This window comes from Micromonospora sp. NBC_01655 (assembly GCF_026339755.1).
Classification (GTDB): Bacteria; Actinomycetota; Actinomycetes; order Mycobacteriales; family Micromonosporaceae; genus Micromonospora.
Genome location: NZ_JAPEQF010000001.1, coordinates 670,287 through 683,702, shown reverse-complemented (window position 1 = coordinate 683,702; position 13,416 = coordinate 670,287). Strand labels below are relative to the sequence as shown.

Below are 13,416 nucleotides of genomic sequence, written 5' to 3'. Positions count from 1 at the left end.
GCGGGGTCAGCGCTGCCCGGTGTCGACGGGACGGCGGCGGGTGCGCTCCCGGCCGAGGATCCAGATCGCCTCGACGCCGTCCTTCCAGGTGATCTTCTTGCCCTCCTCGCGGCCCCGCGCCCGGTAGCTGATCGGCACCTCGTACGGGCGGATGCGCCGGCGCAGCAGCTTGCCGGTCACCTCGGCCTCCATGCCGAAGCCCCGGGAGCGGACGTCGAGGGAGCGGTAGAGGGCGACCGGCATCAGCTTGAAGCAGGTCTCCAGGTCGCCGATGTACGAGTTGAACAGCACGTTGGCCGCCATGGTGACGCCCTTGTTGCCCATCACGTACCAGAAGCTGTACGCGCTGTGGCTGCCGAAGGTGCGGTTGCCGTAGACCACTGCGGCGCGGCCGTCGAGCACCGGGTCGAGCAGCTTGGGAATGTCCTGCGGGTCGTACTCCAGGTCGGCGTCGAGGATGACCATGTACTCGCCGTCGGCGTTGTCGACCGCCGTCCTGATGGCCGCGCCCTTGCCCGCGTTACGCTGGTGGGTGATCACCCGCAGCCGCGCGTCGTCGGCGCGGCCGAGGATCTCGCCGGTGCCGTCGCGGCTGCCGTCGTCGACCACGACCAGCTCGATCTCGCACGGGTAGTCGACCGCCAGCGCCTGCTTGAGGGCATCCGCGATGCGTTCTTCCTCGTTGTAGACCGGCATGAGGATCGAGAGCTTCACGGGAATCTCCACGGTGGCGGCGACACGTCGGCCCTAGCCTAGCCTGGCAGGTCAGCGCGGCGGTGTTCACCACCGCCGGGCGTCGGGGTCCGCGGATCCAGCCTGATGGTGTTTACTCGCGCCATGTCGGCAGCCGGCTTCCTGCTCGTGGCGGCCCCACTCGCCGCCGTCCTGTCACTCACCGTGGCGCTGCGTCCGCGCGGGACCGACGTGGTCGCCCCGTTGCGCCTGGCGGTGGTCCGGGCCGCCGTGGTCACCGGCGCGTTCGCGGTGCTGGCGGTGGAGCTGCTCGGCGCGCTGCGCCTGCTGACCCTGCCCGCCTTCGCGGTCGCCTGGCTGCTCTTCCTCGCCGTCGCCGCCGGGGCCGCCGGCTGGCGACGCCGCCGCGACGGCGCGCGGGGGGACCTGGCCGCCGCCGCCCGCGCCGGCCTCGCCGGGCTGGCCCGCCGGTGGCGTACGGCGGGGCGCGCCGAGCGGCTGCTGGCCGGCACGGTCGGCGGACTGGTCCTGGTGGAGCTGCTGATCGCGCTGCTGGCCGAGCCCAACAACTTCGACTCGCAGACCTACCACCTGCCGAAGGTGGAGCACTGGGTGGCCCAGCGCGGCCTGGAGTTCTGGCCCACCGCGATCCACCGGCAGGTGACCATCCCGCCCGGCGCGGAGTACCTGCTGCTGCACCTGCGGCTGTTCACCGGCGGTGACGCGCTGCACAACCTGGTCCAGTGGGCCGCCGGGGTGGGCTGCCTGCTGGTCGCCGCCCAGATCGCCGCCCAGCTCGGCGGGGGGCGGCGAGCCCAACTGCTCACCGCGTTCGTGCTGGCCACCACCCCCATGGTGGCGCTCCAGGCCACCAGCACCCAGACCGACCTGGTCTGCGCCGCCTGGGTGGCCTGCGTGGCGACCCTGGCGCTGGACGGGCTGCGCCGGCGGGCCGGGGCCGGCTCGCTGCTGCTGCTCGGCGCGGCGACCGGGCTGACCGCGGTGACGAAGACCAGCGGGCTGGTCGGGGTCGGCCCGCTGCTGCTGCTCTGGGGCATCGGCCAGCTCCGGCTGGCGTACGGCCCGGGGCGGGCAGCCGGCGGCGCCCCGGGCCGGCCGGTGCTGATCGGCGTCGGGGCGGCCGGCGGTGCGGGGACGGGCGAGGGTGGGGGCCACCCGGCGGCCACGACCGGGGCGTCCGGGCCGGCGTCGCGCGGTGGCGTCGCGGGCCGCCCGGCGCAACCGTCCCGGGCGGCCGGGGTGGCCCGGACCGTGGCCGGATCACTGCTGGTGCTGCTGGTCGCCCTGGTCGTGGTCGGGCCGTTCCTGGCCCGGGTGCAGGCCGAGTTCGGTCACCCGCTGGGGCCGCCCCGGCTGCGCGAGTCGATCCCGATGGAGCGACACGACCCGGCGTCGGTCCTGGTGAACGCGCTGCGCATCGGGCACACCGCGCTGGACACGCCGCTCGCTCCGGTCCGCGCCGGCACGGCCGAGGCGATCATGGCGGGGGCCCGCGCGATCGGGGTGGACCCGCAGGACCGGGCCATCACCTTCGGCCGGGAGGTCTTCCCGGTGCCGGCGTGGTACCCGGACGAGGACCGGGTGGCGTTCCCGCTGGCCGGCGCGCTCGCGCTGGTCGGGGCGGTGCTGGCGCTGGCCCGGCCGGCCCGGGTCGCCCCGGCCACGGCCGGCGCGCTGCGGGCGTACGCCGTCGTGGTGGTGGCCGCCGTTCTGCTGCACACGGCGATGATCAAGTGGCAGCCGTGGGGGAACCGGCTGCTGCTGTACGCCCTGGTCCTGGCGGCCCCGCTGGCCGGCCTGTGGCTGGACGCGCTGTTCCGCCGACGGCTCGCGCCGGCCCGCCGGCGGTCGGTGGCCGCCGGCCTGGCGGTCACGGTGCTGGCCGCCTCCGCGCTGGCCGGGGTCCTCGCCCTGTCGTACGGCTTCCCGCGCCGGCTGGTCGGCGCCGGGTCGGTGTTCACCACCTCGGAGTGGGACACCCGCTTCCTGCGCCGGCCGCAGTGGGCGGACGAGTTCCGCGGGGCCGCCGACGCGGTACGGGCCTCCGGGGCCCGGCGGATCGGGCTGGTGCAGCAGAACGACAACTGGGAGTACCCGTGGTGGCTGCTGCTGCGCGACGCCGACGGCCACCCGCCCGAGCTGGTGGCGCTGGAGTCGGTGCTGCCGGACCGCCCGCCGGCCGACCCGGCGTCGACGGACGCGATCGTCTGCACCGGCAGCCGAACGGTGTGCGGGAAGCGCGTGCCGCCCGGCTGGAAGCTGACCTGGTTGGGCTACGTCGGCTACGCCCTCCCGCCCGGCCGCTGAGCCCCTTCGTGACGCTGAGCCCCTGATGCTGTCCGTCTATCTGATGCTGCTGAGCCTTCTCACCTGATCAGGACGAGGCGGGCGGTGGCGGTGTCGCCGGCCCGGGCGCCGGCCACGCCGACCGTGACGCCAGGCCGGACCGCCTCGGGCTGGATCGTCGTCCGCCGCTCGACCACCCGCAGGTCGTCGCCGAAGGTCCAGGTCATCGTGAAGCCGTCGGTGGACCGCACGGTCATCTTCGCGCCGTCGACCGCGGTCACCTCGCCGCGCTGCACCGCGACCGTCCGCGTGCCGCCGTCCTTCGTCCGGACCACGACCTCGCCGTGCAGGGTGTTCTTCCGCAGCAGCACCCGGGCCTGCCGGCGCTTGCGCCACTCCTCGGCCCGCTCGCCGCGCCGGCCCTTCTCTCCGGCCTCGGGGGAGGAGGACGCGGCCGACGGCGACGGGGCGGCGACGGGTGCGAGGTCCAGGTCCCCGGGGTCGACGCCCAGCGCGGCGAGGGCCTGGCCCTCCGCGCCCATCGCCGCGGCCACGTCGACGGTGACCTCCCTGGCCGCGTCCTGCGTCACCTGGGCCGGTCCGCAGCCCGCGACGCCCAACGCCACGGCCGCGAGCAGCGCGGTGGTGGCGGCGAATCCCTGACGTGCCATTGTTCCGGTCTCCCTCTCGTCGGTGTGGGCATCAGCCTCCCCCGCCCCGGATCAGGCCGGGTCAGCGTGCTGTTCGGATCAGGTAAGGGTCGGCCGGCAGCCACACGGCGAACGCCGCCCCGCCCTCGGCGGCGTGCCCGACGGCGATCTCCCCGCCCAGCCGGCGGACCAGTCCGGCGGCGAGCGCCAGCCCGAGGCCGCTGCCGACCTTGCGCACCCCCCGGTAGCGCTCGTGCAGCGCGCCGCGTTCGAAGGCCACGGCGAGGTCGTCGTCGGTGAAGCCCGGCCCGCCGTCGCGCACCTCCAGCACCCCGCCGGCCGCCGGGTCCGGCCCGGCCGGCCGCGCCGCGAGCACCACCGGTGCCCCCGGCGGTACGACCCGCAGCGCGTTCTCCAGCAGCCCGTCGACCACCTGCCGGATCCGCCCCGGATCGGTGTACGCCGGCACCGCCCCGTCGGGGATCTCCACGCGGAACGCCACCCCGACCGCCGCGCAGCGGTCGGCCCAGGTGCGTTCCGCGTCGGCGGCCAGCCGGGTCAGGTCCACCGGCACCGGTTCGAGGGGGAAGTCGGCGGCCTCCAGCCGGGCCAGGGCGAGCAGGTCGCGGACCAGCCGGTCCAGGTGCTCGGCCTCGGCCAGCATGGTCCGCCCGGTCTCCGGCGCGTCGTCCGCGCCGACCACCCCGTCGGCCAGCGCCTCGGCGTACCCGCGGATGGCCGTCAGCGGGGTGCGCAGCTCGTGCGAGACGGACAACAGGAACTCCCGCTGCCGGCCCTCGCTGGTGGCCAGCGCGGCGGCCAGCGCGTTGAGGGCCCGCGCCAGCTCGGCGACCTCCTCGGGTGACTCCACCGGCACCCGGACCGCCCGGTCCCCGGCGCTGAGCCGGGCGGCGGCGGTGGCGGCGGTGCGGATCGGCCGGGCCAGCCGGCGGGCCAGCAGCATCCCGGCGCCCAGCCCGGCGGCGAGGCCGGCGAGCAGCGGCAGCCACAGGGTCAGCAGCACCCGCCCCCACAGCCCCGGGGTGGCCGGCCTGGTCAGCACCACGCCGTCCCCGCCGGGCAGCGGCCGGCCCTCGACCAGGGCCCGCTTTCCCGCCACCAGCCGCCGGCCGGAGACGTTGCGGCCCTCGGCGACCCGGTTCACCAACTGGCGGGGCAGGCCGGCCCGGTCGACCGTGCCGGCGCGGATGACGTACACGTCGATGTCCTGCTCGCGGAGCTGGCGGATCAGCCGGTCGCCCGCCATGTCCCGCTGCCGGGGCAGCCGGACGCGCAGCACGTCGGCGGCGAGCCGGGCCTGCGCGGCGAGGGCGTCCTGGTCGCGCCGTTCCACCCCGCGCACCGCGAGCGGCACCGCGACCAGAGCGGTGACCAGCACCGAGACCAGGGCCACCGCACAGGTGACCAGCACCGCGCGGGCGGTGAGGGTACGGCCCGGGCGGCGGCGCGGCGGCGGCACGGGCCGGGGGCCGATCACCGGCAGCGCGACGGTCGGCTGGGCCGAGGCGGACACCGGCGGCGGGGCGGGGAGGCCGCCGGACGGCGAAGCGGAGAGTCCGCCGGGCGGCGGCCGGCGCGGGCCGACCTCGGGCGGCGGGGCCGGCGAGGGGCGGTCGCCGGCCGGCGGGAGGTCAACCATCGGCTGCGTACCCGACGCCCCGGTGGGTGCGGATCACCCCGGCCGCCCCGCCCAGCTTGGCCCGGACCTGCGCCACGTGCACGTCGACCGTGCGGGTGCCGGCGTGCACGGCGTACCCCCAGACGCTGGCCAGCAACTCCTCCCGGGTGAAGACCCGGCCGGGCCGGGCCATCAGGTAGGCGAGCAGGTCGAACTCGGTGGAGGTGAGCTGCACCGGGGCACCGGCCACGGTCACCGTGCGGCGGGCCGGGTCGAGGGTCACCGGGCCGACCGTGCGGGCCCGCTCGTCGACCCCGGGGGCACCGGCCGCGCGGCGCAGCACCGCACGGACCCGGGCGACCAGCTCGCGCGGGCTGAACGGCTTGGTCACGTAGTCGTCCGCGCCGAGTTCCAGGCCGACGATCCGGTCCACCTCGTCGTCGCGCGCGGTGAGGAAGATGACCGGCGTCCAGTCGCCGGCCTCGCGCAGCCGCCGGCAGATCTCGGTTCCGGCCAGGCCGGGCAGGGCGATGTCGAGGACGCAGACCACCGGGCGCAGCCGGCGCGCGGCGGCCAGCCCGGCGGTGCCGTCCCGTTCCAGGTGTACGCCGAAGCCGTCCCGGGTCAAGTAGAGCCGGACCAGGTCGGCGATGGCCGGCTCGTCCTCGACCACGAGGACGAGCCCGCGTTGCGGTGCGTCGACGGTCACCGGCCCATGATTGCCGAACCTCGCGGCCGGGGTGCGCCGGGCCGTGTTCGAATCGGGTAAGGAACCGCTCAGCGGACCACCACGGGCCGCAACGTGGTGGGGCGGGCTGCGGCCGGGGCGTCGCTGATGGTGGCCACGACCCGTTCCCGGGCCGTCCGCAGCCGGGTGCGGAACGCGTGGTGCAGCAGGGCGTCGAGCTGCCACACCTGCCTCGGGTGCTGGGGCCGGATGACGAACCTCTCCCGCACGCCGTCGATGGCGGTGGCGGCCAGCTCGACGGCGGGCAGCCGGGGGTCCGGGCTCCAGGTGACGTCACTCAGCTCGCGCAGTTCGGCGTTGAGGTGCAGGCACAGGCGGTGCAGCACCCGGGTCTGCCGGATGACGACGAGGCGTCGGTGGGTGAGCAGCAAAAGGTACTCGCCGATCGGACGCTGCGGCCGGCTGCACCGGGTCACCAGGATGGTGGCGTCGCCGCCGCCGACGCAGCGGCGGAAGATCGGCATGTGCCGGCTTACGGTCTGCGCCGCCAGCCCGGTGTCGGCGGCGGCGGGCAGGAACGTTCGGGAGAAGACGTCCATGCCCTGCCCAACGACGGCGGGCGGCGGCGTGATATGGGTCACGCCGAACTTGCGGAACTTCCACGTCCCGGTGTCGCACCCGGTGTGCGGCGGCGGACGGGGCCGAGCACCGCGGCTGCCGTGGCGGCCAGGGCCCGCCGGACGCCGCGCCCGAACCCGGGCACAGAGAAGCTGTTCGTCACGTGTCCCCGATCTTCCCCGTGCAGAAGAGAGCCGGCGGGCGGCCGACGGTCCTCGCGCAGCACCGGAGCCCCGATTGCTCCGGGCCGTCGGTGGCCTTGTCGAGATCGGACGGCGACTCAGCCGGTGAGCCCGTGCAGGGACTGGCCGTGCGGACCGGCCCAGGCGACCGGACGGCCATCGAGGGAGAGCAGGAAGCGGGTGGCCTCGCCGGGCGGGGGCGCGGGGGAGTCGGCGGGCGCCGGCAGCACCCCCGCCGCCTCGTTGGCGATCCAGTGCCCAGGCAGCCCGGCGACGGTTCGGGCGAACCCGGTGCGGGCCACGGGCGGCACGTAGGCCAGGACGGCACTGTGGAAAACCACGAGGGTGGCCTCCGGTGGCGCGGCGGCGGCCAGCGCCGGCAGGTCGGTGAGCAGGTCCCCCCGGCGCAGCAGGGGCGGGTCGGCGCGGGCGACCCGGGCGGCGGCGGTCAGCCGGTCCCGCCGCCCGTGCTGCTCGGGCCAGACCAGGGCGGTGAGCCAGCCCAGGTCGTCCGGGTCGGTGACGTCCAGCGGGTTGAGGTCGAGCCCGGCCCGCCACACCACCTCCGGCACCCGGCCGGGCAGCCGGACGTCGCCCGCCACCGCACAGGTGAGCCGCACCGCGCTCCCGGCCGGGCCGACCAGGTGGTCGTCCGCCCCTGGGCGGACGTAGCGGTACCGGTAGGCGTCGGGGTACAGGCAGAGTCCGGCGGACGCGCCCACCTCCAGCAGGGCCAGGGGCTGCGGCAGCCGGGCCAGCAGCGGCAGCAGCACCGCGCACCGGGCGGCCTCGTTGGTCTGGGTCCGTCGCGCCCGCACGGTCGCCGCCACCTCGGCCCAGTGGTCGGCCGTCCAACGCCGGAACGCCGCCGGGTCGTCGACCGGGCCGCCGAGGTGGCGTACGGCGCCGAAGATCAGGTTGGGCTGCCGCTTCGGCTCGGGCAGGCCGTCGAGGAGGGCGAGCAGCCCGGGGTCACCGGCGACGGCGAGGGCCAGCCGCTCGTACGTGGGGGTCTCGCCCCGGGCCTCGCGCTCGCCGAACGCCCGGTACCACCGCGCCGTGTCCATGCCGGCAGCCTCGCCCGAGACGCACCGGCACCGCCATGACCGGCACCACGTTTCCCGGCCCCGGCCTGTCCGGCCCGGTCCCGCCTACAGCCTGTCCGGCTCGAACAGCTCGGCGAGCCAGCCGGGGACCGCCTCGGCGTAGCCGGCGCGGGCCGGGTCCGGGGTGGACAGGGCCCGCCGCCAGGACAGCGACCGGCTGACCTTGGCCACGGTGACCGCGAGGCCGGCCGCCTCCCGCAGGTCGGCCAGGTCGTGCCGGTCGGTCCAGGCGTCGAGGTACGCGTCCCGCAGCCGGGCCAGCATCGGGTCACCGGCCGGCAGCTCGAAGGTGCCCGCCACCGAGTTCAGCGTCACCAGGAGGGTGCCGAAGGGATGGGCCACCGAGGCGTCGCCCCAGTCGAAGACGCGGTGGTCGGCCGCGAAGACGTTGCCGTCGTGCAGGTCGTCGTGCTGCACGCCGGCCGGGACGCCGAACGAGGCGAGCCGGCGGCAGCGCGCCGCGAACTCCGGCAGGAACGCCCGCAGCCGCTCGTACGTCTGCGGGGTCAGACCGTCCGGGGCGCCGACGCGCATCGCCTCGCGGTCGTCGAGCAGCTCGGCGAGCAGGCCCGGCATCGCCTCCGGGCGGTGGTCCGGCACGCCGAGGGCCAGCAGCTCGCCGGCCCGGGGCACGGTCGCGCGCTGGAGCGCGGCGTACCCGGTCAGGACCCGTTCCCAGGCGGCCGGGTCGCGCTCCCGGGCCAGGCTGTCCCGCAGGGACTCCCCACCGTCGGGCAGCAGCGTCCAGCCCCGCTCGGCGTCCACCGCCACCGGCTCGGGCACGCGCCCCGGGGCGATCCGGGCCAGCGCGCCGAGCAGCCCCGCCTCGAAGCGGGTGCCGGCGTTGACTGCCTTGAACCAGTACGGGCCGGCGTCGGTGGGCAGCCGCCAGACCAGCGACCAGGGCCGCAGCCGGCTCTGCACCGGGCCGGTGATCCGGCGGCCGGCCCTGCCGAGGTGGTCGGCGGCCCAGTCGTGGGCCAGATCCTGCCACCGCTGGTCGGACCAGTCGGCGAGCGGCGTCGAGGAGGCGGTCACAGTGGGCAGACTATGAGCCGCGTCGGGGCGGGGCGAGGGGGTTTCCGCCGCCCGACCGGGTCGGAGGCCGCCCGCCCGGTGCCGGCCGGGGTGGGGCGGGACGCCTCCGGCCGGCGGGGACGGTCAGAGCAGCTCGACGATGGTGGCGTTGGCCATGCCGCCGCCCTCGCACATGGTCTGGAGGCCGTAGCGGATGCCGTTGTCCCGCATGTGCTGGAGCATCGTGGTCATGATCCGGGCTCCGGAGGCGCCGAGCGGGTGCCCCAGGGCGATCGCGCCGCCGCGCGGGTTCAGCCGCTCCGGGTCGGCCTCCGTCTCGGCCAGCCAGGCCAGCGGGACCGGGGCGAACGCCTCGTTCACCTCGTACACGCCGATCTCCTCGATGCCCAGCCCCGCGCGGCGCAGCGCCTTCGCGGTGGCCGGGATGGGGGCGGTGAGCATGGCGACCGGGTCGTCGGCGGCGACCACGGCGGTGTGCACCCGGGCCAACGGACGCAGGCCGTGCCGGCCGGCCCACTCGGCAGTGGTGACGGCGAGCGCGGCGGCGCCGTCGGAGATCTGGGACGCCGAGCCGGCGGTGACCACGCCGTCGGACCGGAACGGGGTCTTCAGCTCGCCGAGCTTCGCCAATGTGGTGTCCCGGCGGATGCCCTCGTCGGCGGCGAACTTGCCGCCGTCGGGCAGGACCACCGGGGCCAACTCGGGATCGAACGCCCCGGCGTCCTGCGCGGCGGCGGCCTTCTCGTGGCTGGCCAGGGCGAACTCGTCGAGCTGGGCGCGGGAGAAGCGCCAGCGGGCGGCGATCAGCTCGGCGCCGGCGCCCTGGTTGAACGGCAGCGGGGAGTCGTCGGCGAAGCCCTCGACCCCCCGGTAGCGGTCGCGGATCTGGTCGCTGAACGGTGAGCCGTCGCCGACGCTGGAGCCCATCGGCACCCGGGTCATCGACTCGACGCCGCCGGCCACCACCAGTTCGGCCTGGCCGGACGCGACGGCGGCGGCGGCGAAGTGCAGGGCCTGCTGGCTGGACCCGCACTGCCGGTCCAGCGTGGTGCCGGGAACCGACTCCGGCCAGCCGGCGGCGAGCACGCCGTTGCGGGCGACGTTCCACGACTGCTCGCCGACCTGGGACACGCAGCCCCAGACGACGTCGTCGACCTGCTCGGGGTCGATCCCGGTGCGCTCGGCCAGCGCGCGCAGCACGTGGGCCGAGAGGTCGACCGGGTGCACGGTGGCCAGGCTGCCCTTGCGCCGCCCGACCGGGGTCCGTACCGCACCGACGATGACCGCGTCACTCATATTTACTCCCCGGTAACCTGGCAGGCCTCGATACTACGTCCTGTCCCGGCCGGCCGTCCCCCACGTCGGCCGGTGGCGGCAGGCCGGAGCGGTCCCGGCAGGGCATGCTGTACGCATGCGGCCAGAGCGGAGCCCGGAGTCGTCGGCGGCGGTGCGGCAGTGGCGGGTGCCCACCGGGGTGCCGGTGGTCAAGCTGGTCGGCGCGGCGGCGCTGGTCGGGCTCGGGCTGGTCTTCGTCGACGGCGACCGGGTGCGGCTGGTGCTGGCCGTGGCGACCGCCGTCGGGCTGGCCGGGTGGGCGGCGCGCGACCTGCTGGTGCCGGTGCGGCTCGCCGTCGACCCGGCGGGGATCACGGTGGTCCGGGGCCTCGCCGGCCGGCGCCGGCTCCCCTGGGACGCCGTCGAGGCGATCACGGTCGACCGCCGGCCCCGGCTCGGGCTGGCCACCGAGATCCTGGAGATCGACGCGGGCGACTCGCTGCACCTGTTCGGCCGGTACGACCTGGACGCCCCGCCCGCCGAGGTGGCCGAGACGCTGCGCGCCGCCCGGACCGAGCCGTCCTGACTGACTGCACGCCACGGGCACCGAGCCACCGTCGGGGCGGCACGGTGTACGACACGACGCGGCTTCCCGCCGTCGTGAGGCCACCTTGTACCGCACCCAAAGCCGATCATGGGCGGGCCCCGACCGGCCCGGCGGGGGTCAGCCCGCGAGCGTCGCCGTGCGGACGACCGCGAGCCCGATCAGCGCCACCAGCACCAGCACGGTGCCGGCGGCCTGGAACAGCCCGCGCCGGGACCGGGGCGCGTACGCCAGCAGCAGGGCCATCGCCCCGCCGGTCACCAGCCCGCCGAGGTGGCCCGGGATGGAGATGCCCGGCACGGTCAGGGTGAAGACCAGGTTGATCACCAGGACCGGGAGCACCGAGGAGATGTCCCGCCCCATCCGGCGTTCGATCACGATCAACGCGGCGAACAGGCCGAAGATCGCGGTGGACGCGCCGGCGGTGGTGGCGTTCTCGGCGCTGAACAGGTAGGCGGCCACGTTCCCGCCGAGCCCGGCGACCAGGTAGAGGGAGAGGAAGCGCAGCGGCCCGAGGTTGGCCTCCAGCGACCGGCCGAGCACCCACAGCGCCCACATGTTCAGCAGCAGGTGCAGCACGCCGTAGTGCAGGAACATCGCGGTGACCAGCCGGTACCACTCGCCCTGGGCGATGCCGTGCACGCTGCCGTCGGCGAACAGGGCCTGGCCGAGCACCGAGCCCCAGTCGGTCAGTGGCGTGCTGCCGCCCATCAGGCCGCCGAAGCCGGAACCGCCCGCCACCGCGTCCCCGCCCCGGTCGGAGGCGATGGACAGGACCATGAGCAGCACGTTCAGCGCGAGGATGGCCTTGGTGACGTAGCCGTGGCGGCCGACGGTACCGCCGCCGAAGGCGGTACGCGCCGGCCGCACGCTACGGCGTCCCTCGTTCACGCACTCGGGGCACTGGTGCCCGACCGAGGCCGCCCGCATGCAGTCCGGGCAGATCGGCCGGTCGCAACGGGTGCACCGGACGTACGTCTCCCGGCCGGGGTGCCGGTAGCAGATCGGGGTGGTCGGCGGGGACTCACTCACGGCTGCTGCCTCCCGGTGCCGGCGGGGCGCTCAGTCATGCGAGCAAAGGTACCTCGCGCCCGGGTCAGGCCGGGGTGCGCTCGATCTCGACCCGCTCGATGACCACGTCGGAGAGCGGGCGGTCGCTCGGGCCGGTCGGGGTGTTGGCGATCGAGTCGACGACCTTCGCCGACGCCTCGTCGGCCACCTGGCCGAAGATGGTGTGCCGGTTGTTCAGGTGCGGGGTCGGCCCGACGGTGATGAAGAACTGCGAGCCGTTGGTGCCCGGCCCGGCGTTGGCCATGGCGAGCAGGTAGGGCCGGTCGAAGCGCAGCTCGGGGTGAAACTCGTCACCGAACTTGTAGCCCGGGCCGCCGCGCCCGGTGCCGGTCGGGTCGCCCATCTGGACCATGAAGCCGCTGATCACCCGGTGCGAGATCGTGCCGTCGTAGTACGGCCCGCTGCCCGGCTGACCCGTACGCGGGTCGGTGTATTCCTTGTTGCCCTCGGCCAGGTCCACGAAGTTGCGGACCGTCTTCGGAGCGTGGTTGGGGAAGAGCTCCAGCCGGATCGGGCCAGCGTTGGTGTGCAAGGTGGCGTAGACAGCCTCGGCCACGGGTACTCCTCACTCGTTGGTCAGTTCCATGCGGATCCTCCCATGTGCCCGATCTGGCAGTGCGGAGGCATCCGAAGGTGGAGGATGACGAAGGAACAACTCCCAGGAGGTGGGACCGTGTTTGGAATCGGGCGGCGTAGGACCCAGGGACAGTTGGCCAAGGTCGAGCTGAACCAGGGCATCGGTCACCTGAAGCAGGCCGCCACGCACGCGGCGAGGGGCGCCGGCGCCACGGTGGGCCCGCGGGTCCAGGCGGCCCGGGGCGCCGTCGCACCGACCGCCCTCGTGGTGCGGGACCGGGCGGCGAGCGGTCTCGCGTCGACGGCCGCAGCCCTGGCGCCGCTGGCCCTGGCCGTGCGCAACGTGCAGGCCGAGGCGGCCGGCAAGGCCATCGCCGGCAGCAAGGCCGCCGCCGGGCGGAAGGCCGCGCTGAGCAAGAAGGCCAGGGCGAAGAACCTGAAGGCCGCGCGGCGGAAGCAGAAGAAGACGTCGGGCGGGATGATGGTCGGCCTGCTGGCCGCCGGCACCGTCGCCGGCCTGGCCGGCGCGATGGCCCTGCGCCGCCGCCGGGAGCAGCAGGAGTGGACCGAGTACGAGCCGGCCCAGACCGTGGAGCCGGCGCGCGACGAGGTGGACACCCTGATCGTGGAGACCCCTTCGGCGAACGGCGCGAAGCCGACCGACTCGTCCACCCGGCCCGGCGGGCCGACCGGGGCCGACGGCAACAGCGCCGCCACCAGCGCCCCGGGCACCCAGCCGGTGATCCAGCCGAACGACAAGGTGCCCTCGGTCGCCGAGGGCGCCCGGGACGTCTCGGGCCGGCCCGCCGACGACCTCACCACGGCCCTCGGCAAGGAGAAGACCGCGCGGTCCGGCAGCCGTCGCTGACCCCGCCTGCCCTCGCCCGCGGCGCGGCGACGACCCCCGTCGTCCCGCGCCTCGGGCGTTCCGGCGCCGTCCGGTCCGCCGACCCCGCAGCCGCGACGAGC

The 13,416-nt window shown here is 75.8% G+C and carries 13 protein-coding genes; 3 read left to right on the top strand and 10 right to left on the bottom strand.

From position 1 onward, the window contains the following. Positions 1 to 6 precede the first annotated feature (6 nt). Positions 7 to 714: a glycosyltransferase family 2 protein gene (locus OOK41_RS03330; protein WP_117668259.1), complete on the bottom strand. Its 708-nt coding sequence runs from the start codon at positions 712 to 714 to the stop codon at positions 7 to 9. Positions 715 to 837: 123 nt separating this feature from the next. On the opposite strand from OOK41_RS03330, the gene OOK41_RS03325 reads away from it, so the two are divergent. Beyond that, positions 838 to 3,021, top strand: coding sequence for a hypothetical protein (locus OOK41_RS03325; protein ID WP_266262921.1), 2,184 nt, complete (start codon positions 838 to 840; stop codon positions 3,019 to 3,021). Between the two features lie 59 nt (positions 3,022 to 3,080). Here OOK41_RS03325 and OOK41_RS03320 read toward each other — a convergent pair whose 3' ends face one another. The 7 genes from OOK41_RS03320 to OOK41_RS03290 form a co-directional block, all read right to left on the bottom strand. Next, the gene (locus OOK41_RS03320; protein ID WP_266262920.1) at positions 3,081 to 3,671 is read right to left on the bottom strand and encodes a hypothetical protein; all 591 of its coding nucleotides are present in this window, start codon (positions 3,669 to 3,671) and stop codon (positions 3,081 to 3,083) included. A gap of 61 nt (positions 3,672 to 3,732) precedes the next feature. Next, positions 3,733 to 5,310, bottom strand: a complete 1,578-nt coding sequence (locus OOK41_RS03315; RefSeq protein ID WP_266262919.1) for a sensor histidine kinase KdpD — start codon at positions 5,308 to 5,310, stop codon at positions 3,733 to 3,735. Further along, positions 5,303 to 5,998, bottom strand: coding sequence for a response regulator transcription factor (locus OOK41_RS03310; protein ID WP_266262918.1), 696 nt, complete (start codon positions 5,996 to 5,998; stop codon positions 5,303 to 5,305). The genes OOK41_RS03315 and OOK41_RS03310 overlap by 8 nt, the downstream gene beginning before the upstream one ends. A gap of 68 nt (positions 5,999 to 6,066) precedes the next feature. Continuing rightward, positions 6,067 to 6,576, bottom strand: a complete 510-nt coding sequence (locus tag OOK41_RS03305; RefSeq protein ID WP_117668255.1) for a hypothetical protein — start codon at positions 6,574 to 6,576, stop codon at positions 6,067 to 6,069. A gap of 299 nt (positions 6,577 to 6,875) precedes the next feature. Further along, positions 6,876 to 7,844, bottom strand: a complete 969-nt coding sequence (locus tag OOK41_RS03300; RefSeq protein WP_266262917.1) for a DUF2332 domain-containing protein — start codon at positions 7,842 to 7,844, stop codon at positions 6,876 to 6,878. 84 nt (positions 7,845 to 7,928) lie between these two features. Continuing rightward, positions 7,929 to 8,921, bottom strand: coding sequence for an aminoglycoside phosphotransferase family protein (locus OOK41_RS03295; RefSeq protein WP_266262916.1), 993 nt, complete (start codon positions 8,919 to 8,921; stop codon positions 7,929 to 7,931). Positions 8,922 to 9,044: 123 nt separating this feature from the next. Next, the gene (locus OOK41_RS03290; RefSeq protein WP_117668252.1) at positions 9,045 to 10,217 is read right to left on the bottom strand and encodes an acetyl-CoA C-acyltransferase; all 1,173 of its coding nucleotides are present in this window, start codon (positions 10,215 to 10,217) and stop codon (positions 9,045 to 9,047) included. Positions 10,218 to 10,332: 115 nt separating this feature from the next. On the opposite strand from OOK41_RS03290, the gene OOK41_RS03285 reads away from it, so the two are divergent. Next, complete coding sequence (locus OOK41_RS03285; protein ID WP_117668251.1) at positions 10,333 to 10,782, top strand: PH domain-containing protein; 450 nt, start codon at positions 10,333 to 10,335, stop codon at positions 10,780 to 10,782. 138 nt (positions 10,783 to 10,920) lie between these two features. Here the strand turns inward: OOK41_RS03285 and OOK41_RS03280 are convergent, their stop codons facing one another. Both OOK41_RS03280 and OOK41_RS03275 read right to left on the bottom strand, forming a co-directional pair. Then, complete coding sequence (locus OOK41_RS03280; protein WP_117668250.1) at positions 10,921 to 11,832, bottom strand: rhomboid family intramembrane serine protease; 912 nt, start codon at positions 11,830 to 11,832, stop codon at positions 10,921 to 10,923. Positions 11,833 to 11,896: 64 nt separating this feature from the next. Then, on the bottom strand, positions 11,897 to 12,427 hold the full coding sequence (locus OOK41_RS03275) for a peptidylprolyl isomerase (RefSeq protein ID WP_117668249.1): 531 nt from the start codon (positions 12,425 to 12,427) through the stop codon (positions 11,897 to 11,899). 84 nt (positions 12,428 to 12,511) lie between these two features. On the opposite strand from OOK41_RS03275, the gene OOK41_RS03270 reads away from it, so the two are divergent. Then, complete coding sequence (locus tag OOK41_RS03270; RefSeq protein WP_266262915.1) at positions 12,512 to 13,315, top strand: hypothetical protein; 804 nt, start codon at positions 12,512 to 12,514, stop codon at positions 13,313 to 13,315. The last annotated feature ends 101 nt before the right edge of the window (positions 13,316 to 13,416 follow it).

Excerpts from the sequence above, each read along its gene's own strand:
- OOK41_RS03315 (WP_266262919.1), bottom strand. The coding sequence starts at position 5,310 with ATGGTTGACCTCCCGCCGGCCGGCGACCGCCCCTCGCCGGCCCCGCCG.
- OOK41_RS03305 (WP_117668255.1), bottom strand. The coding sequence starts at position 6,576 with ATGGACGTCTTCTCCCGAACGTTCCTGCCCGCCGCCGCCGACACCGGG.
- OOK41_RS03290 (WP_117668252.1), bottom strand. The coding sequence starts at position 10,217 with ATGAGTGACGCGGTCATCGTCGGTGCGGTACGGACCCCGGTCGGGCGG.
- OOK41_RS03285 (WP_117668251.1), top strand. The coding sequence starts at position 10,333 with ATGCGGCCAGAGCGGAGCCCGGAGTCGTCGGCGGCGGTGCGGCAGTGG.
- OOK41_RS03320 (WP_266262920.1), bottom strand. The coding sequence starts at position 3,671 with ATGGCACGTCAGGGATTCGCCGCCACCACCGCGCTGCTCGCGGCCGTG.
- OOK41_RS03325 (WP_266262921.1), top strand. The coding sequence starts at position 838 with ATGTCGGCAGCCGGCTTCCTGCTCGTGGCGGCCCCACTCGCCGCCGTC.
- OOK41_RS03300 (WP_266262917.1), bottom strand. The coding sequence starts at position 7,844 with ATGGACACGGCGCGGTGGTACCGGGCGTTCGGCGAGCGCGAGGCCCGG.
- OOK41_RS03270 (WP_266262915.1), top strand. The coding sequence starts at position 12,512 with ATGACGAAGGAACAACTCCCAGGAGGTGGGACCGTGTTTGGAATCGGG.